The following is a 20,673-nucleotide window of genomic DNA, read 5'->3' as shown; positions in this document are numbered from 1 at the left end:
CCCGGCGTGGTTTTATTGTTATAGTTGATGGCAAAACCAACCAGGACAATACCTTATGCTGCGTTTTGCCAGTTTAGTCAGTGCGCTTTTCTGTAGTGCCGCCGCGGCGGCGCCGGTAGTACTTTCCGATATCAAAGGTTATGGCTTTGACGACAATCGCCAGTTGCAACCGTTTTCTGTTTTAGTGTTTGATGATGAAAGCGGCAAAGTGATTGCACGTGGTGACGCTGCCCTTACCAAAAAATATGCCACAGCAAAACAGCAAGCCGGCAAAGGCGCAACTGTGCTGCCGGGCCTGATTGATGGTCATGGCCATGTACTGGGCTTAGGCCAGAATCTGGCACAGGCAGAGCTGCGTGGCAGTAGCAGTGAACAGGAAGCTGTAGCCCGGGTAGCACGGTTTGCTGCAGAGAATAAAGATGCGCCATGGATTATTGGCCGCGGCTGGAATCAGGTGTTGTGGCCAAGCAAACAATTTCCCAGCCATGCCAGCCTGGATGAAGCCATCAGTGACAAGCCAGTTTATTTAAAACGGATTGATGCGCACGCCGGCTGGGCCAATAGTAAGGCGCTGGCGCTGGCCGGTATCAGTAAAGATACACTGGACCCACCTGGCGGTGAGATCGTGCGTGACAGCAAAGGCAACCCGACCGGTGTACTGATTGATAATGCGATGACGCTGCTGGAACAGCATATCCCCGATGCCGATAACGCGGCTAAAATTCGTGCCTTGCAAGCGGCATTTAAACATTTACTGGCGCTTGGCATCACCAGCGTACACGACGCAGGCGTCGATACCGATGTGGTAAAGCTGTACCAGCAACTGGCTGCTGAACACAAACTACCACTGCGTATTTACCCTATGCTGTCGGCCCGCGATCCACAACTGCCAGCTTGGCTTGAAGCCGGAATTATTGATGACCCAACAGATTTTCTCGATATCCGTTCGGTAAAAATATATGGAGATGGCGCTTTGGGTAGCCGTGGCGCCGCGCTTATTGAGCCGTACAGTGATAAGCCGGAACAAAAAGGTTTGCTGGTTACGCAGCCGGATCAGCTAACCCAGATAATGCAGATGACAATTGACGCCGGCTTTCAGACCAATGTGCATGCTATTGGCGATTTGGCTAACCGTTTAGTGCTGGACCGCTTCGAAAAGCTGGTGCCCGAGAACAAACGCGCGCAAAGCCGTCACCGTATTGAACATGCGCAGATAGTTTCACCGAAAGACATCCCCCGCTTTGCCAGTTTGCATGTATTACCGGCGATGCAGGCAGTACATGCTACGTCAGATAAAAACATGGCCGGCGATCGCCTCGGTGTAGCCCGGCTGCGCGGTGCCTACGCCTGGCGAAGTTTTATTGATCAGGGTAGCATTATTGTTGGCGGCTCAGATTTCCCGGTCGAGCTGGCCAACGTATTCCACGGCCTGCATGCCTCGGTAACCCGGCAGGACCATGATAATCAACCCACCGGCGGTTGGTTGCCTGAGCAGCGTCTGACGCTGACCGAAGCACTGCGATCTTTCACTGTTGACGCTGCCTATGGCGCTTTTCAGGAGCACAGCATGGGTACGCTGATGCCCGGCAGTTGGGCTGACTTTATTATGATCGACCGCGATATCTTTAACATCGCGCCAGAACAGCTGTGGCAGGTTGAGGTAGAGCAAACTTATGTTAATGGCAAACAGCGGTTTAAACGCGGCACCGAATAATGTGCTCTTAATAATCAGAAACGGCGCCTGTGGCGCCGTCTTTAATTGCAACTAACGAATTAAGCTTCCGGCTCGGCATAAACCGGGCTGGCAACCCTGTTATCGCGCTGTTTACCCACTAACGAGCTGAGTTTACGTTGCATCTTATCAGCAGCACCGGTAATGGCCTGCCCCACAGTTGCCGCATGCTCTGTGACTGCAACCGGGTCCAGTCCTTCTGGCCTGGCTTCAAGCAAGCAGCGTTTATCATTACCATCATGCTTGGTGTTGCCATTCTCGTCACTTAAATGCACTTCAATCCGGGTCAGATAATCGGCAAAACGGCTTAATTTACTCAGCATCGTATCGCGCACAAATTCAGCCAGTCGCTCATCGGCCTGAATATTACGATCGGTATGAGTTTGAATTTGCATAGGCTACTCCTTCTGTGGATCTTCAGTTAACCCTGGTGTAGGGGCTTACGATTAACAGACCACACCGGGGTCGGATGGTTTCGCTGTGCTACTGCTTATCTGGTGGCAATAATGGCCGCCATCAAGGGCCAACCGCGAAATTAAGCCGGATAAAATCAGACAGCAGAGAAAAGACTGGGTAAAATAGCGCTACTCTGTAACCGGAACACCTTGAGCAGGACACGCCAACACCATGATAAGTAATAAGTGGCTTAAGCTGATTAAATCGCTGCATCTAAAAAAATACCGCAAAGCTGAGCAGCTGTTTTTTGTCGAAGGTGAAAAAGCCGTACTGGAAGTACTGGCATCCGACTGGCAGGTCAGTGCCTTATTTGCCACAGAGCACTTCTTACAACGGTATGCAAGCGTTACTGCCAAAGCAGAACTGGTGCAGCAGTGCAGTAGCGACGAGCTGATAAAAGCAGGTACCTTCAGCAGCAACGATGCAGCACTGGCGGTGGTAAAAATACCCGCATCAACTGGCTTCACGGCGCATCGTAGCGGCTGGGTACTGGTGCTTGATCAGGTAAATGATCCGGGCAACCTCGGCACTATTATCCGCATCGCCGACTGGTACGGCATTAAGCATATTGTCTGTTCGCCAGACACTGCAGACTGCTACAACCCTAAAGTGATAGCAGCCGCTAAAGGCTCATTCTTACGGGTGCAATTGCATTACCAACCGCTGCCGGCACTGCTGGCAACCAGCACGCTGCCGGTGTACGGTGCCTATCTCGGTGGTGAATCGGTACACAGCCTGACGCTGACAGAAAACGGCGGCTTTATTGTGCTGGGCAACGAAGCCAACGGCATCAGCGCAGAACTCGAAGATACGATAAGCCGTAAAATTACCATACCTGCCTTTGGTCAGGCCGAGTCTTTGAATGTGGGCATTGCCGCAGCAGTGATCTGCGACAACCTGCTACGTTTAAGTTAAACACTCTGACAGCCCGCATTACAGCAGCGGCGGGGGTTTAAACACTGCTTTGCAGACAGAACATCTGTCTGTTGTACTTGAGCCACCCGCTGCCTTTGCCTACAATGACGCTCTTTCTGTTATCTCAGGTCTAAGCGATGAACGACACTACTACTACCGACGCAACTACTGATACAACCAGCAAGCCGGATTTACCGGATCGTCTGTGCGTTAACCCACTCAGCAAGCACTATAACGCTGAGGTGTTCAAACACGATATCGGCATCCGCTTAAACGGTAAAGAGCGGTTTGATGTTGAAGAATACTGTATCAGTGAAGGCTGGGTAAAAGTCGCTGCCGCTAAGGCGCTGGACCGCCGTGGCCAACCGTTATTAATGACGGTAAAAGGCACGGTAGAAGCGTTTTACCGCTAACAGAGGCGACACCTATGAGCTTTACCACTATTGAACACGCTGTTGGCGGAACACGGCTGGTAAAGCTACAACGGCTTGCGGCACACACCAACAGCACAGTGCTACTGAAGCTCGAAGGTGATAACCCGGCAGGTTCGGTAAAAGACCGGCCAGCACTGAATATGATAGTTCAGGCCGAAAAGCGCGGCACCATAAAGGCCGGCGATCGTATTATCGAAGCCACCAGCGGTAATACCGGTATCGCGCTGGCGATGGCCGCCGCGATCAAAGGCTATAAGATGACGCTTATCATGCCCGACAACGCCACCGACGAGCGCAAAAGCAGCATGCGCGCTTATGGCGCTGAGCTGATTCTGGTCACCAGAGAGCAAGGCATGGAGGGCGCGCGTGATTTAGCATTGCAGATGCAGGCGCAAGGCAAAGGCATAGTGCTGGACCAGTTTAATAACCCGGATAACCCGGCCGCACATTACGCCAGCACCGGGCCCGAAATCTGGCAGCAAAGCCAGCATAAAATTACCCACTTCGTCTCCAGCATGGGCACTACCGGCACTATTATGGGTGTATCGCGTTTTCTGAAAGAGCAAAACAGCGCTATTCAGGTAATAGGCCTGCAACCGGCTGAAGGCGCCAGCATTCCGGGCATCCGCCGCTGGCCAGAAGCGTATTTACCAGGCTTTTTCGACAAAAGCCGGGTAGATAGCATTATCGATATCAGCCAAGGGGATGCGCTAAATGCGATGCGTAAACTGGCACGTGAAGAAGGCATTTTCGCCGGTGTCAGCTCCGGCGGCGCCGTGCATGCTGCCATTAAATTAGCAGAGCAGTATGATAACGCCGTAATCGTGGCGATTATTTGTGACCGTGGCGACCGCTACTTATCCTCGGGTATTTTCTAGCCTGTACCGCTTTTCGTCTTGCTCTGGTCAACGTCCTGTTGGCCACTTAACTTGGCCTTAGCGTCAGTTTGCGCTATTCTTTAAAGCCCTCCTGCTTTAAATCTGATACAAAATAAGGATTTATTATGTTTTCACTTCGCAGTATCAATCTGATTGCTGCTGTTGGGCTATGCCATTTCTCAGCCCATGCCACTGACACCGACGACATTAAACAGCAACTGGCAGCGCTAAAGGCGCAAATTGCCGCACTTGAACAACGGCTGGCAGAACAGGAAGTCACCAGCAAAAAAACGACGACACTACTGGTACAGCAACAGACCGAAGCAGTCAGCAAACAGGAAACGAATGACAGCGACGGCATTAAACTGGGCGGCGCTATCCGGACTAATTACAGCCATACTTCCTACAGTGACGGCAATAAAAACCGCGGCGGCGATTTTGATTTTGATATTTTTCGGCTGAATCTAAACGGCAGCATTGGTGATGTGCTGCTCAATGCCGAAATCCGCTTTTTTGATTATATGACCGCCGTCAAATACGCCTATGTTGGCTACCAGTTAAATGAAGACTGGCAGGTGCAGGCCGGTATTACGCAGGTACCCTTTGGCAACTGGCCATACAATTCGCATAACTACTTCTTCAGTACCAACTATTATCTGGGGCTGGAAGATGATCACGATCTGGGCCTGCTGTTTAAACGCCAACTGGCCGATAACTGGCAACTGGATCTGGGCTTTTTTAAAAATGATGAGCTCGGAGGCGTCGATGGCTATGTCAGTAGCCGCGCCGACCGCTATTCGTATGACGTAGTTGGCTACCGTCTGGGCGATGATGGCATCTATGACGACCCGGCGCAGCCAGTCGGCGAATACAACACTTTTGCTGGTCGTTTTGCTTATCAATTTGAACACAGCAGCGACTTTACCACTGAGCTGGGGTTATCCGCCCTGGCCGGCGGCCTGCATAACGGCAACTCGCGCGCCGGCAGCTACAACGCCTGGGCACTGCACCTGAACAGCCATTACCAACGCTGGAACCTGCAACTGCAACATGGCGAATACCATTACGATATCGATGACGTTGAACGCATGGCTGTTGGCGCTTATGCGTTTTACGACAGCATTGCTGCCAAAGCGAAAACCAGCACCATTAATCTGGCCTATAGCCTGCCAGTTGAGTGGGGGCCGGTTACCGGGCTGCAGTTTTATAACAACTATGGTTTGGTGTACGACAAGTCTGACAACAGCCGTGACACCATGATGAACGTGACCGGCTTCTCTGTCGCCGCCGGCGGCTTATTTACCTATTTTGATTTAGTGCATGCCCGGAATCAGCCTTTCGTCGGCGGCAGTGCTGCCGGTGACAGCGCCGAAACCGAGCGTCGTTTTAACATTAATATCGGCTACTACTTTTAACCGCCGCTGCGGCTTTGAACCCATAACAAGGACAACAGCATGACAGATTATAAAGATCCGATGATCCCGGATGGCAAAGTTAACCCGATAGACACCGATTATCAGATAGGTCAGGACAATATCCTGATCAAGGTCGGCCCTTTTGGTTTGGATATTCATAACCGGGTGTTTTTAATTTCAGCTCTGGTGGTGGTGCTGTTTGTGGTACTGACCATCAGCTTTCAGCAACAGGCAGAGCCGGTATTTAGCAGCATGCGCAGCTGGCTTACCAGCAATCTCGATTGGTTTTTTATGTCCGCCGCCAATATTTTTGTGTTGCTGTGTTTGGGCTTAATTATTTCGCCACTGGGCAAGGTACGCCTGGGTGGCACGGAAGCCACACCGGATTTCAGCTACGGCGGCTGGTTTTCCATGCTGTTTGCTGCCGGCATGGGCATAGGCCTGATGTTCTACGGCGTATCTGAGCCGCTGTCACATTTCAGTAGTGCTTATGGTGGTGTTACCGTTACCGACGGTGTGCGCACCGACTGGGCACCGCTGGCCGGTGCCGCCGGTGACGCGTTAGCAGCCGAGCGCCTTGGTATGGCGGCGACTATTTATCACTGGGCGCTGCATCCCTGGGCGATTTACGCCATTTTGGCGCTCGGTTTAGCGTTGTTTTCCTTTAATAAAGGCTTACCGCTGACCATACGCTCGGTGTTTTATCCACTGCTGGGTGAACGTATCTGGGGCTGGCCCGGCCACATTATTGATATTCTGGCGGTGTTTGCCACCTTGTTTGGTTTGGCCACGTCCTTGGGGCTGGGCGCTTCTCAGGCCAGCGCCGGCTTGCATTATTTGTTTGACTGGCCGCAAGGCAATACCACGCAAATACTACTGGTAATTGGCATTACTGCTATAGCGCTGACGTCAGTATTGGCCGGGCTGGAAGCCGGGGTAAAACGTTTATCCGAAATTAATATGCTGCTGGCGGCGTTGTTACTGCTGTTTGTGATTATTGTCGGGCCAACCCTGGCCATCGCCAGCGGCTTTGTTGCCAACCTTGCAGCTTATCTGCAGCATTTACCGGCATTGGCTAACCCGCTGGGCCGCGAAGATGTCAATTTCTCACAAGGCTGGACTGCATTCTACTGGGCCTGGTGGATCAGCTGGTCCCCTTTTGTCGGCATGTTTATCGCCAGGGTTTCGCGCGGCCGCACCGTGCGCGAGTTCTTAATTTCAGTATTGCTGATCCCCTCTTTAGCTTGTGTACTGTGGATGACCGTATTTGGCGGCACAGCGATAAGCCAACTGGTACAGCAAGGTTATGAAGTGGCCGCCAGTGCCGAGCTACCCTTACAATTGTTTGCCATGCTAGATGTATTACCGCTGGCGCAAATCAGCTCTTTTATTGCCATTATTCTGGTGGTGGTGTTTTTTGTCACTTCATCTGACTCAGGCTCACTGGTTATCGATACTATTGCGGCGGGCGGCAAAGTTGATGCGCCGACACCACAGCGTGTGTTTTGGTGTACCTTTGAGGGGCTGGTCGCCATAGCGCTGATTTTAGGCGGTGGCCTGGTGGCATTACAGGCGATGGCGGTATCAACCGGTTTTCCGTTTACGCTGGTGTTACTGGCTGCCTGCGTGGCAGTGGTAAAAGGCCTGATGTCCGAGCCCCGAGCCTGAGACCGTGGCATATACGCAGGCAGGAATATAAGCACAATGGAAATAGAGCAAATTGAAATATTGCAGTTTTTGCAGCGGCATTCACCGTTTCAGGAATTGCCGCCAGAGCAGCAACTGCAGTTAGCGCAAAGTATCAATGTCGGTTATTTTCAGGCCGGCAGCGAGATACTGCGCTACAACGAACCGCTGCATGCGCTGCATCTGATCCGCAGCGGCGCGGTGGAAACCTTCCGTCGTAATGGCGATTTGTACAACCGCTTAAGCGAAGGTGGTATTTTCGGCGAGCAAGGCCTGCTGCGTGGCGGCAAGGTACGTTTTCCGGCAACCGCACTGGAAGACACGTTAATTTACTTTATTCCCGAGCATGTATTTCAGCAGCTATTTGACAATAATGAGTTTTTTGCCGACTACGTTGAAGTAGGTGATACCGAACGACGTAAATCGACGCGGGCGGCGAAACAGGCAGAAGCCGACTTACTCAGTGCGAAAATAAGCACCCTGCTACAGCGTGAGCCGGTGTGTCTGGCCAGTAGCGCCAATGTATGGCAGGCAGCACAAACCATGACAGAACATGGTGTGTCCTGCTTGTTAATAGTGCATGACACTGCAAGCACAAACCAGGCTGAAACAGCGCAAACCGGAGCACTGGCGGGCATTATTACCGACCGCGATATCCGCTCCCGTTTAGTTGCCCCCGGGTTAAAATCGGAAACCAGCGTCAGCGACATTATGTCTACCAACCTGGTCACGATTGAGCAACACCAATATCTGTTTGAAGCCATGATGCTGATGCTGCGCCACAATGTGCATCACCTTCCGGTAATGCAGCAGGCGCGCCCGGTGGGTGTGCTGGCGTTATCGGATATTATCCGTTACGAGTCGCAAAACAGCTTATTTGTCGTCAGCAGTATTTTCCGTCAGCAATCGGTAGCGGAGCTCAGCGCCCTGCTAAAAGATGTTAAAGCCTGCTTTGTACGGATGGTAAATGAAGACGCCAACTCACATATGATTGGCAGCGCCATGGCGGCCATTGGCCGCAGTTTTAAACAGCGCTTGCTGGAGCTGGCTGAACAGCAACTGGGGCCGCCGCCGGTACCTTATTGCTTTTTAGCGCTGGGATCTATGGCGCGTGACGAGCAGCTTATTGTCACCGATCAGGACAATGCTCTGGTGCTGGATAACAGCTTTGATCCGAGCCAGCACGATGCTTATTTTCAGCAGCTGGCGGCCTTTGTCTGCGACGGCCTGGCTCAGTGCGGTTACAGCTATTGCAGCGGCAATATTATGGCCACCAACGCCCAGTGGCGCCAGCCGCTACGAGTGTGGCAGCAGTACTTTACCGATTGGATTGAACAGCCCAGCGCTGAACGTTTACTGCATGCGAATATTTTCTTCGATTTAGACGCCGTCTGGGGTAAAACCCAATGGGCTGATGAGCTAAATCAGCTGATCGCTTCCACAGCAAAAACCCGGCCGCAGTTTCTCGCCTGCATGACACGCAATGCGCTGCAACGCACGCCGCCGCTGGGCTTTTTTAAAGACTTTGTGATGGAAAACGACGGCCGGCAAAACAACAGCCTGAATATCAAACGCCGCGGCACGGCCCCGATGGCCGATTTAATCCGCGTGCACGCGCTGGCACTGGGTTCGTCCGCCACCAACTCTTTTGAGCGGTTGCGTGATATTATCGCCGCCAAGGTGCTGCCTAACGGCCGCGGTGAAGATTTACGTGACGCCTGTGAAGTGATCGCCATGACGCGTATCCGCCAGCAAGCTCTGGCCTTGCAGGCCGGTGAAACGCCAGACAACAATGTCGTGCCGGAGCGGCTGTCTGAGTTTGAGCGTAAACATTTAAAAGAAGCCTTTTCGGTGCTGAGTAATGCGCAAAAATTCCTTAAATTTCACTTTCGGGCCTGACTATGCTGTATTTGGGCCCGTCCGGGCTAAAACGTCCCACCAGCCGGCAAACCGACCCGGCCATCAGCGATTGGCAGCAGTATTACCAGCAGCAAGCTGAACACAATCAGCATACCCTGCTAAAGCAGTTTTATCAGGCCGGTATGGTGGCACCTGACACCCCGATTAGCGACACGCCCTTGCTGGCACTGGATATTGAAACCACCGGGCTGGATCCTGCCAGCAGCGGTATTGTCAGCATTGGCCTGCTGCCAATGGACTTAACGCAAATTTATGCGTCAGAGGCACAGCAATGGCTGTTAAAACCTCGTTTTGCCCTTAGTGATGAATCGGTTACGCTGCATCGTATTACCCATTCTGATATTGAGCAGGCGCCGGATCTCAGCAGCGTGTTACCGCAGTTACTCCAGCTGATGGCGGGCAAAGTGGTGATAGTGCATTACCGTGGCATTGAACGGCCGTTTCTGCATGCCGCAGTCAGCGCACGGTTGGGGCAAAGTTTTTACTTTCCGGTAATTGATACTATGGTGCTGGAGGCCAGATTGCACCGGCGCAAAGCATTGAGCTTGTGGCAGCAACTTCGCGGTAAAAAGCCACTATCGATAAGGTTAGCAGACAGCCGCTTACGCTATGGCTTGCCGCACTACCGACCGCATCATGCCGCTACCGATGCACTGGCCTGTGCCGAACTGTTTCGTGCCCAACTGGGTGCACACTTTAGCCCCGACACGCCGGTGAGTGAACTATGGTGTTAGTCACCCTTGCATTTGGTGCAGCCACTTGGCATAGTGCGCAAAAGCCACAACAGGTCAGACCACAATGAGCCAAGCCAAACCCAATAAACTGCAGCGCATCGTCAATAAGTGCTATCAGCTGCCAAAATCGTTGCAGGCCTTTGCACTAAGCACGGTATTTGGCCGGGTAATTAAGTTTGCCGGCACCGCCGGTGTAGAAGTGTTAGAGCTAAAAGGCAACCGCTCGGTGCTGCGGCTGAAAAACCGGAAAAAGGCGCAGAATCATATTGGCTCAGTGCATGCTGCCGCTACCGGCTTGCTGGCCGAATCGGCCACCGGCTTTTTAGTCGGCATTCACCTGCCCGACAGCAAATTGCCGCTGCTAAAGCAAATGCAGATAGACTACATTAAACGCTCCAGCGGTGACCTAACCGCCATCGCCACGCTGACTGACGAGCAAATCGCGGCAATGCACAACGAGGATAAAGGCGAAGTCACCGTTGCGGTAACCATTACCGACAGCGTCAATGTTGAGCCGGTCAGCGCTAAGATGACCTGGGCATGGATCCCGAAAAAGCGCTGAACCTGCCTAGTCTTTTTCCCGCTCCAGAATTTTTGGCAGTTTGCGGTGGCGCTCTTTCGCCACACTGATAGCATCGCTGAATGCTGACGCCAGAATGCCGGTAGGCACCGCAATAATGCAGACACCGGTAATAGCCGTTAAGCCGGCGCAAAACCGGCCTAAACTGGTGATCGGATACACATCGCCGTAACCGACGGTGGTCAGAGTGGCGATGGCCCACCAGGCACTGCGTAATATCGAGCCAAAGGCTTCAGGCTGATGCGGCCCTTCGACCAAATACAGCAGCGTGGATGACACCAGCAGCAAAATACCGGCAAAAATCGCGCTGATTAACAGCTCGTACCCTCGGCTACGTACCGCTTCCAGAATACAATCGAGCGCAATAGAAAATCGCCCCAGCCGCGCCAGCCTGATAATGCGGATCAGCAACAGTAAACGTAGCAAAATACCGCCGTTACCCAGATATACTGAGAACGCCACTAATACTGCGGCCAGATCGGCCAATGCCACAAATGAAAACACATACTGCCAGCGATGTTTAATACCGTCGTTTTCAATGCAGGTCCATACCCGCGCCAAGTATTCCAGCAGGAACAGGCTGCCAAACAACAACTCACTAAAGCGAAACCAAAGTTCATTGCCACGGTATAGTTTTGGCTCAGTTTGCAGCACCGCCATGACGATACCAATAATAATAACCAGTGTAATCAGCGCATTGAGCGGTGTTAAACCATCCTGACGGTTAAGGCTGGGATCTAACTGACAAGCCAGACGATGACGAAGCGTGGCAACATGGCGATCGGCCATAATGACTCCCGGGTTTCCATAGTATTTTTGCAGTGGCCTTTTTATAATACGCCACCTGTTTTCGCCGGACTAACCTTTTGTCTTACGAGTATCTGGCCCTGGCCGCCGCAACCTGTTGGGCACTGGGCAGCTTAATGTCGGCGCAAGCCTCTACCCACTTGGGCGCTTTTTACTTTACCCGCTGGCGTATGCTGTGTGCCGGTAGCATCTTGTGGTGCATCTCGCTAAGCAGTGGCGGCTGGGCCAGCCTCACACTAAGCAGCAGCACCGTGCTGGTATTATCCGGCGCGATTGGTATTTTTATCGGCGATACCGCCCTGTTTGCCTCAATGAACCGGCTCGGTCCGCGCCGCGCCGGAGTGCTGTTTGCTACCCACTCGCTGTTCTCAGTCATTCTGGCATATCTGTTTTTAGGCGAAACCCAATGGGGTTGGACGTTGGTCGGCAGCAGCATGCTGATTAGCGGTGTGATGGTGGCGATTCTATTCGGCAAGCGTAAAGCCGAGCAACATGCCTGGGAGGCAAACCAAAGCCAATTGAAATCCGGCATTGCACTGGGGCTGCTCTCTGCACTGTGTCAGGCCGTTGCCACCTTAATGTTAAAACCGCTGATGGAAACCGATATCGATGCAGTATCGGCCAGCGCGGTGCGTATGACTACTGCCTTTTTGCTGCACCAGTTGATTTTTATGCTCGGCGTGAGAGTTGCCCGCGCTTATTTGCCCATGACAAAAAAGGTGTTTTTACTGGTACTGGGTAATGCTGCACTGTCGATGGTGCTCGGCATGACTTTACTGCTATATGCGCTGCGCTATGGTGACGCCGGCATGGTAGCGATTTTATCGTCGGTCAGCCCGGTGGTAGTACTGCCGCTGCTGTGGCTGGTGTACAAACTCAGCCCAGCCTGGGGCGCTTGGTTAGGGGCTTTGCTGACTGTGTTTGGTACAATTCTGATATTGCTAAAATAATCAACAGTAAAGCCTGAAATTTTTGAAAAATAAAATGAACACAAACTGAATATATAACTTGCGGCAGATGCTTTCATCCCCCAAACTTGCCTAAAATAACTACAATGATGTGCCGCTCTAATGCCCCAACAGATCCACTTTATTTCTGGCTTACCTCGCTCTGGTTCGACCTTGTTAGCTGGTATCCTTCGTCAAAATCCGCGTTTTCATGCTGCAATGAGCAGTCCGGTCGCCGGTTTAGTTAATGGTGCTTTAGAGCAAATGGGCGCGGCCAGCGAGTCTTACTCGTTTTTTGATGAAACTAAACGTAAGACAATTTGCCGGGCGTTGTTCGATGCCTACTACGCCGACAAAGACCAACCCGTGTTGTTCGATACTAATCGGCACTGGACAGCCAAGATGCATCAGTTGGTTGAATTATTTGACGATTTTAAAGTGATTTGCTGTGTGCGTAATCCCGCTTGGATTATGGATAGCTTTGAAGTGATTTACCGTAAGAATCCATTTGACTACAGCAGAATGTTTAACGCAACCAACCGGCAAACGGTATATAGCCGCAGCGAAGCATTAATTAATGCCGGCGGCGCCGTTGGAAGCGCCTGGACTGCTTTGAAAGAAGCTTACTACGGTGAGTTCTCAGACCGGCTGCTGCTGATTGATTACGATATTCTGACACGGCACCCGGCTCGCAGCATCGAATTGTTGTATCAGTTTCTTGGCGAAACGCCGTTTAAACATAATTTTGACCAGGTCGATTACGAAGAAAGCGATTTTGATCAAAAACTTGGCGTTAAAGGTTTGCATTCCGTCAGAAAAAAAGTGGAGTTCAAATCACGCCGCAGTATTTTGCCACCGGATTTATTCGCTAAATATCAGGATATGGATTTCTGGCAAGACAAAACCGGCACCGCCGCCCACATTATTGCTGCAACTCAAACCTCTGACAGCGCCAAGTAAAGGATCATAACGATGCAAAAAAATATTCTTACCGCGTTATCCGGCCTGATGCTGCCTTTGGCTGGTTATGCCATGCCAGTTGCCGGTAGCAATACTTATCAGCGCAGTTATCTGGCAGCGACCCGACAAGCAGCAGCTACCGATCTTGTACTGCCTGGCAATACGCACAAAAACAAGGCTAATCCCGCTGCCAATACTGCAGAGGATCAGCTTCAGCTGGTGCAGGCCAGCTCGGTACGCGAACTGATTATTATAGACAGCGCGGTACCGGATAAAGCGCTGTTTTATAAGGCCGCCAAACCAGGCACCGACATTGTTGAGCTAACTGCTGACACCGACGGCTTGCAGCAACTCACTGCTATTTTGCAGCAGTATCAGGGGCTAACGGCACTGCATCTGGTATCACATGCTGAACAAGGTGCCTTACTGCTTGGCAGTGGCCGTATTGATGCGGCAAAGTTACAAACTGAGTTAAGCCTGTTTAGTGCCTTAAATGGCGCACTGGCAGCCGGTGCTGACCTGCTGCTATACGGTTGTAATCTGGCACAAGGCGACGCCGGCGCCGAATTTCTCGATATCCTGCAAACCAATACTCATGCTGATTTAGCTGCTTCAAACAACTTTACCGGCAATCCGGAACAAGGTGGTGACTGGGAGTTAGAAATTCAGCGTGGAGACATAAATACTGGAGCAGCATTCTCAACCAAAGCTTTGGCAGATTTTAGCGGAGTATTAGCGCCAACAACATACCGACCGGCGGACTTTGCTTATGCGTATGCCACACCTTCCATCACTACGCCAGACAACAGAATTGTAATTAGTGGTTTGGAGGGCGGGGTTACTAATTTTGATACTGCCGGTACTGATGGTGGAATGACAGCGGTTGATACCTCAGGAGGCTATGGGAGCTTTGACTATATAGGCGCACGGCTGCAGTTTGCTGCTAATGCAGCATTTACCAGTACGTTTGAATTGCATGAATTAAAACTTTGCGTCGATAGCGGGCCTCCGGGGACACCAAGTGTCAACCTGGTCATCACAGGGTATAACAGCGCCAACAGCAATGTGGGTAGTACAAATGTAACTGTGACAACTGCGCGCTGTTTCAGCGATAACCAGAACGCCTCTCAGACAATCGACTTAACATCGACTTTTGGTAGCAACTACGATCTGAAGCGATTTGTCATTAGTTACAATGGCACCCCTCCATCAGATAGATATTTTGTTTTTAAATCCGTGACGCTTGACGACATAAAAGCGCCGGATGCCACTCCCCCAACCGTATCGTCCATCAACCGCGTCACTAGCGCTCTCACTAATGCAACCAATGTTGATTACACGGTGGCCTTTAGCGAAAACGTGACCGGTGTTAATACTTCCGACTTTACAATGACCGCAACCGGCACCACCTCTGGCTCCGTTGCCAGTGTCACTCCGGTCAATGCCAGCACCTATACTGTTGCAGTCAACGGCATCAGTGGCGACGGAACACTACGGTTAGATTTGAACAATGCCGGTACGGGTATCGCGGACACTGCTGGAAATGCGATTACTACCGGTTATACCAGTGGTCAGCTTTACACGTTTGACCATACCGCGCCAACTGTCACTTCAGTCACTTCCAGCACTGCTAACGGCACTTACAAGGCAGGTGACTCAATCAGCATCCAAGTGAGCTTCGGCGAGTCAGTCACTGTGACTGGTACGCCGCAGTTAACTCTGGAAACCGGCACCACAGATCGAATAGCGAGCTACTTAACTGGCACGGGATCTAATCAGCTAACGTTCGCGTATACGGTGCAGGCTGGCGATACCAGCGCTGATCTGGATTACGTTGGAATTAACGCTCTTGCGCTCAATGGCGGCACTATCAGAGACGCTGCTGGCAACAGTGCCTCTTTGACTCTGGCATCTCCCGGCACATCGAACTCCTTAAGTGCAAATAAAAATATCATTATTGATGGGGTTGCCCCAACTGTTACCAGCGTGTCAGTACCTGCCAATAACACTTACATTGCTGGGCAAAACCTTGATTTTACTGTTAATGCCAGCGAAAACATTATTGTGGATACCAGTGGCGGCACGCCACAAATTGCCGTTGTTGTGGGGGCCACAACCCGCCAGGCTAGCTATCTTAGTGGCAGCGGAAGCCCGGCGATAGTGTTCCGTTACACAGTAATTCCCGGCGATTTTGATGCTAACGGCGTAACTATTACAGGTACAATTGACGCTAACAGTGGCACCTTAAAAGACACTGTTGGCAATAATATGAATCTGACATTAAACAATGTCGCCAGTACTGCCTCTGTGCTGGTGGATGGCCTCACGGTTCCTGATGCCCCCACTATCAGCACCGCCACAGCGGGTGACAGTCAGGCAACTGTCACCTTTACCGCACCTGTCAATAATGGCGGCACTGCTATTACCACTTATACTGCAACAGGCAGCCCGGGTGGAGCCACAGGCAATTGTGCGGGCCCGGCAGCCTGCAATATTACGGTTAACGGCTTGACCAATGGCACTGCTTACACCTTTACGGTAACGGCGACGAATGCAAAAGGCACCAGTGTTGCTTCTGCAGCCTCTAATGCTGTAACACCCAAAGCAGCCCAGACCATTACTTTCGCCAACCCGGGGGCGCAAAACTTTGGTACCACACCTACGTTAACCGCAACGTCAGACTCTGGTTTAACCGTAACCTTTAGCTCATCCACAACCGGGGTTTGTACCATTACCGGCGGTGGCGCTCTGAGCTTTGTCACCGCGGGCAGCTGTACCATCAATGCCGATCAGCCGGGTGATGCTGCCACTAATGCTGCAACAACGGTATCCCGAACCTTTACGGTTAATGCTGTAGTTCCCGGTGCGCCGACGGTAGCTACTGCCACTGCAGGTGACTCTCAGGCAAGCGTCAACTTTACAGCACCAGCCAATACCGGCGGCACGACGATTACCGGTTATACCGTAACATCAAATCCAGACGGCTTTACCGGCGTTGGTGCCGGATCACCGATTGTCGTCACCGGTTTAACTAACGGCACGCCCTATACTTTTACCATCACGGCAACTAACAGTGCTGGCACCGGCGCAGCATCAGCCGCCTCCAACTCAGTAACACCCGCGGCAGTTCAAACGATTACGTTTAATAATCCGGGCGCGCAAAACTTTGGTACCACGCCAACACTGACAGCGACATCCGACTCAGGACTAACTCCGACGTTTACTTCATCAACAACCGGTGTTTGTACTATCACAACAGGCGGAACGTTGACCTTCGTCACAACTGGTACCTGTACCATTAATGCCGACCAAGCAGGTGATTCATCCTATCTACCCGCTGCCCAGATCAGCCGCTCTTTCACCGTTAACCCTGTAGTTCCCGCGCCACCAACCAGCCCGGCAGCGACTGCGGGCGATACCCAGGCCAGCGTTGCCTTTGTGGCGCCGCTGAATACCGGCGGCTCCGCGATTACCAGCTACACAGTAACAACAAACCCGGCAGATGTTGCACCGTTAAATGGCGCTGCGTCGCCGATAGTGGTAACCGGGTTAACCAATGGCCAGGCCTATACCTTTACTGTCACAGCAAATAATGCCGCCGGCACTGGCCCTGCGTCGGCTGCATCTAATTCCATTACCCCGGCAGCTATTCAGACTATTACCTTTGCAAATCCGGGGGCGCAGAACTTTGGTACCAGCCCAACACTGACAGCAACATCGGATTCGGGGTTAACACCGACCTTTACCTCATCCACTACTGCTGTTTGTACCATTACCAGCGGTGGCGCTTTAACGTTTGTCACAGCAGGTAGCTGTACCATTAATGCCGATCAAGCCGGTAATGCCAGCTATTTGCCGGCAACCCAGGTTAGCCGCACCTTCGCCGTTAATGCGGTTCTGCCGGGCGCGCCGGTCATAGGCTCTGCGGCTGCCGGCAACAGCCAGGCGACGATTAGCTTTACTGCACCTGCCTCTAATGGTGGTACAGCCATCAGCAGCTATACCGTGACGTCGAACCCGGGCAACTTTACTGCCTCCGGGGCCAGTGCGCCATTAACCGTTACTGGCCTAACCAATGGTACGACTTACACCTTTACCGTTACCGCTACCAACTCTGCCGGTACCAGTGCTGCATCAGGTGCATCAAACAGTGTGACACCGCAACAGTCGAACCGCGCACCCACTATTGGCGGGGCACCGGCAACAACAGTATTGCAAGGCAATGCCTACAGCTTTGTACCAACGGCTGCTGACGCTGATGACGATACGCTGACCTTTAGCATTACTAACATGCCAGTCTGGGCCAGCTTCAATACCAGCAGCGGTGCCTTAACCGGTACACCGTCGTCTGAGCATGTCGGCGTGACCGCCGGTGTTATTATCAGTGTTTCTGATGGTACCACCAGTGCTGCACTGCCCGCTTTTAGCATAGAGGTTACCGCCAGCAATGCAGCACCTACCATTAGTGGCACCCCTGCTGTCAGTGTGAATATGAATACGGCCTACCTGTTTGAACCTGTAGCTGAAGATAGCGATAGTGACGAGCTTACGTTCAGTATCAGCAATAAACCGGCCTGGGCCAGTTTCAGCACCAGCACCGGAGCACTGAGTGGTACGCCGCAGCGCAGCGATGTCGGCACGACTCAGAGCATTGTGATCTCGGTATCTGATGGTGAGCTAAGTGCCAGCCTGCCAGCCTTTAATCTGCAGGTCGTCGCCGTAAACGAAGCACCGCAAGCTGAAAATGACAGCTTCAGCCTGCCGTTTAGCCTGTCCGGCACTTATACACTGAATGTGCTGGCGAACGATACCGACCCGGATAATGACAGCCTGAGCATTACCTTTGCCAAAACCAGTATTGGAACAGTGCTGGTGCAAAATAATCAGTTACAGTTAACGGCACCAGAAAACTTTAGTGGCGTTATACATCTAAGCTACAGCATTACTGATGGCGAGTTCAACGACAGCGCAGATGTTGCACTGCAGATAGAAGGCAGTAATCCGGATGCCCCGGTCGTTACGGTACCAGACGACCTGACTGTCAATGCAACTGGGTTGTTTACGAAAGTTGATGTTGGCGTAGCCATGGCCATTGACCGTAATGGTAACCGCCTGGCGGTGGCTCTGGATAAAGATAGCCTGCTGTTTAGCCCGGGTGAACATCAGCTGTACTGGACTGCCACCGATGCAGAAGGTGTGAGCAGTACCGCCAGCCAGGTACTGCGTGTGCAACCCTTAGTATCGCTTAGCAAAGCCCAGACCGTTGCCAACAACAGCAAGGTGACTGTTGACATCATCCTAAACGGTGAAGCCCCCAGCTACCCGGTTGAAGTAGGCTACAGTGTGGGTGGTTCAGCAGCGGCTGGCGACCATGATTTAGTAGCTGGGACTGTGCAGATCACATCAGGACTGCGCGCCAGCATTGACTTTAATGTGTTTGCAGACCTGAGTAACGTAAGCGAAAAAGACGTTATCGTTACGCTAAGCAGCGGCCCTAATCTGACACCCAATGCCAGCACCTCCGTTACTATTACAGAAGCAAACCTGCCACCAATGGTACAGCTTACGGTAATGCAACAAGGCGTTGCGACATCACTGGTAACCTCAATTGGCGGGCCGATAACGGTTAAGGCCAGCGTTACGGATGTAAACACTGGCGATACCCACAGCTACAGCTGGCAGTTACCGCAAAACATCGATTTTACTGATAATGGCGATAGCATCCGTTTTGCCCCAGACAACCTTAGCGGCGCACAGCAAGTTCAGGTTGAAGTAACAGATTCAGCGGGTACAACGGTGCAAGCTGCAGACTATTTCCGGGTTATTGCCGCGTTGCCCGTACTGGATACCAATCAGGATACCGATCAAGACGGCCTTCCTGATGCGCTGGAAGGCAGTGGAGATGTAGATGGTAATGGTATTCCTAATTATCTCGACAATATGCCATCGACTAATATTCTGCCGCAGCAAATTAATACCACCAATGCGTTCCTAATGGAATGTGATCCGGGTGTGCTTTGCCGTTTAGGTCGCTTTGCGCTGGCGGGCCAGTCAGGCGGCGCAGAATTGTTTAGTAACGAATTACAAAGCGTACACAGCATACCTGCAGACACCGGCTTCAAAGCGGTCGGCGGTATATTCGACTTTGCTGTAACTGACTTGCCAGCTAGAGGGCAATCCGTGCGCATAGTGATCCCGCAAGCTGCACCTATCCCTGCAGGCGGTATCTATCGTAAGTTCAGCCGTGGGCAATGGGAAAGCTTTGTCGTCGACAGTAATAACCTTGTTGCATCTGCGACAGGGGCAACAGGCTATTGTCCACCGCCAGGCGCTGCGCAATGGCAACCAGGCCTTATCGCAGGCAACTGGTGTGTGCAGCTAACCATCGAAGATGGCGGCCCGAACGATGACGACGGCCAGGTAAACTCTGCTGTAGTTGACCCCGGTACCGTCGCAGTGCCGGTAACGGATAACATAGCGCCACTAGCAGGTGATGATGCCTACAGTGTGCAGTGGAATCAGACGCACCAGCTTAACGTACTGGACAACGATACCGACGCTGATGGCGATACATTAACTATTCAGCAGGCATCCGCTAACTTTGGCACTGTTGTTATCAGCGAAGATGGCCAAAGCCTGTGGTATACCCCACCGCAGGACTTTATCGGTCATGCCGTGGTAAATTACAGCATCGCAGATGGTAATAATGGCAGTGCCAATGCCACAGCGAATGTGACGGTTTACTATAACCGGCCGCCGTCTTTGACAGATAGTACCGCCAGTACAGATGATAAAACCGCGATTGAAATTAACGTGCTGGCCAACGCCAGTGACGCCGATGGCGATACGCTAAGCATCAGCAGCGCCGCCGCACAGCAGGGTACAGTGGCGATAACCGCTGCTCAAACGCTGCGTTATACACCTAAGGCCGGGTTTAGCGGTACTGATGAGATCAGTGTGCAAATCAGTGACGGCCGCGGCGGCACAGCGCAAGCCAAAGTAAGTGTCACTGTACAGGCAGTACCGCCGGTAGTGACACCGCCAGAGAAATCTTCAGGCGGTGCGGTCAATCCGTGGCTGTTGGCATTGTTGGCGTTGTCAGTCCTGCGCCGCAGCAGATACAACCGCCGCCATTAAAGCTGGTATAACCCTAAGTAAAGGCACCATTTGGTGCCTTTACTTTATCTGTACGGCAATATCGTTAATACT

General features: G+C 52.1%; 14 protein-coding genes. 12 read left to right on the top strand and 2 right to left on the bottom strand.

Features of this window, described 5'->3' with window-relative positions:
• Positions 1-55 precede the first annotated feature (55 nt).
• Positions 56-1,714, top strand: a complete 1,659-nt coding sequence (locus tag LHL18_RS07280) for an amidohydrolase (protein WP_226766415.1) — start codon at positions 56-58, stop codon at positions 1,712-1,714.
• A 59-nt stretch (positions 1,715-1,773) separates the two neighbouring features.
• On the opposite strand, the gene LHL18_RS07275 is transcribed toward LHL18_RS07280, so the two are convergent.
• Positions 1,774-2,127 (bottom strand): HPF/RaiA family ribosome-associated protein, encoded by a 354-nt coding sequence (locus LHL18_RS07275; RefSeq protein ID WP_134052757.1) that lies wholly within the window; start codon positions 2,125-2,127, stop codon positions 1,774-1,776.
• A gap of 232 nt (positions 2,128-2,359) precedes the next feature.
• Here LHL18_RS07275 and LHL18_RS07270 point away from each other — a divergent pair, with 232 nt between their 5' ends.
• The 8 genes from LHL18_RS07270 to LHL18_RS07235 all read left to right on the top strand — a co-directional run bounded on the left by LHL18_RS07270 (position 2,360) and on the right by LHL18_RS07235 (position 10,732).
• Positions 2,360-3,103: a TrmH family RNA methyltransferase gene (locus LHL18_RS07270; protein WP_226766414.1), complete on the top strand. Its 744-nt coding sequence runs from the start codon at positions 2,360-2,362 to the stop codon at positions 3,101-3,103.
• Positions 3,104-3,240: 137 nt separating this feature from the next.
• Positions 3,241-3,516, top strand: coding sequence for a DUF3297 family protein (locus LHL18_RS07265; protein ID WP_226766413.1), 276 nt, complete (start codon positions 3,241-3,243; stop codon positions 3,514-3,516).
• Between the two features lie 14 nt (positions 3,517-3,530).
• Entirely contained in the window at positions 3,531-4,415 is an 885-nt protein-coding gene (gene cysM, locus LHL18_RS07260) for a cysteine synthase CysM (protein WP_226766412.1), read from the top strand.
• Positions 4,416-4,540: 125 nt separating this feature from the next.
• Positions 4,541-5,830, top strand: a complete 1,290-nt coding sequence (locus LHL18_RS07255; RefSeq protein ID WP_226766411.1) for a porin — start codon at positions 4,541-4,543, stop codon at positions 5,828-5,830.
• Positions 5,831-5,869: 39 nt separating this feature from the next.
• Positions 5,870-7,498: a BCCT family transporter gene (locus LHL18_RS07250; protein WP_134052767.1), complete on the top strand. Its 1,629-nt coding sequence runs from the start codon at positions 5,870-5,872 to the stop codon at positions 7,496-7,498.
• Between the two features lie 36 nt (positions 7,499-7,534).
• The gene (locus LHL18_RS07245; RefSeq protein WP_226766410.1) at positions 7,535-9,415 is read left to right on the top strand and encodes a DUF294 nucleotidyltransferase-like domain-containing protein; all 1,881 of its coding nucleotides are present in this window, start codon (positions 7,535-7,537) and stop codon (positions 9,413-9,415) included.
• Between the two features lie 2 nt (positions 9,416-9,417).
• The gene (locus LHL18_RS07240; protein ID WP_226766409.1) at positions 9,418-10,170 is read left to right on the top strand and encodes a 3'-5' exonuclease; all 753 of its coding nucleotides are present in this window, start codon (positions 9,418-9,420) and stop codon (positions 10,168-10,170) included.
• A 64-nt stretch (positions 10,171-10,234) separates the two neighbouring features.
• The gene (locus tag LHL18_RS07235) at positions 10,235-10,732 is read left to right on the top strand and encodes a DUF4442 domain-containing protein (RefSeq protein ID WP_134052773.1); all 498 of its coding nucleotides are present in this window, start codon (positions 10,235-10,237) and stop codon (positions 10,730-10,732) included.
• Positions 10,733-10,738: 6 nt separating this feature from the next.
• On the opposite strand, the gene LHL18_RS07230 is transcribed toward LHL18_RS07235, so the two are convergent.
• Entirely contained in the window at positions 10,739-11,539 is an 801-nt protein-coding gene (locus LHL18_RS07230; protein WP_226766408.1) for a potassium channel family protein, read from the bottom strand.
• Positions 11,540-11,616: 77 nt separating this feature from the next.
• Here LHL18_RS07230 and LHL18_RS07225 point away from each other — a divergent pair, with 77 nt between their 5' ends.
• The 3 genes from LHL18_RS07225 to LHL18_RS07215 all read left to right on the top strand — a co-directional run bounded on the left by LHL18_RS07225 (position 11,617) and on the right by LHL18_RS07215 (position 20,601).
• Positions 11,617-12,507, top strand: coding sequence for a DMT family transporter (locus tag LHL18_RS07225; RefSeq protein WP_226766407.1), 891 nt, complete (start codon positions 11,617-11,619; stop codon positions 12,505-12,507).
• A 120-nt stretch (positions 12,508-12,627) separates the two neighbouring features.
• Positions 12,628-13,464, top strand: a complete 837-nt coding sequence (locus tag LHL18_RS07220) for a sulfotransferase family protein (RefSeq protein WP_226766406.1) — start codon at positions 12,628-12,630, stop codon at positions 13,462-13,464.
• 12 nt (positions 13,465-13,476) lie between these two features.
• The gene (locus tag LHL18_RS07215) at positions 13,477-20,601 is read left to right on the top strand and encodes a DUF4347 domain-containing protein (protein WP_226766405.1); all 7,125 of its coding nucleotides are present in this window, start codon (positions 13,477-13,479) and stop codon (positions 20,599-20,601) included.
• Positions 20,602-20,673: the final 72 nt, after the last annotated feature.

The organism is Rheinheimera aquimaris, from assembly GCF_020531985.1.
In the GTDB taxonomy this organism is placed as follows: domain Bacteria; phylum Pseudomonadota; class Gammaproteobacteria; order Enterobacterales; family Alteromonadaceae; genus Alishewanella; species Alishewanella aquimaris.
This window is presented reverse-complemented; position numbering and strand designations above follow the sequence as displayed.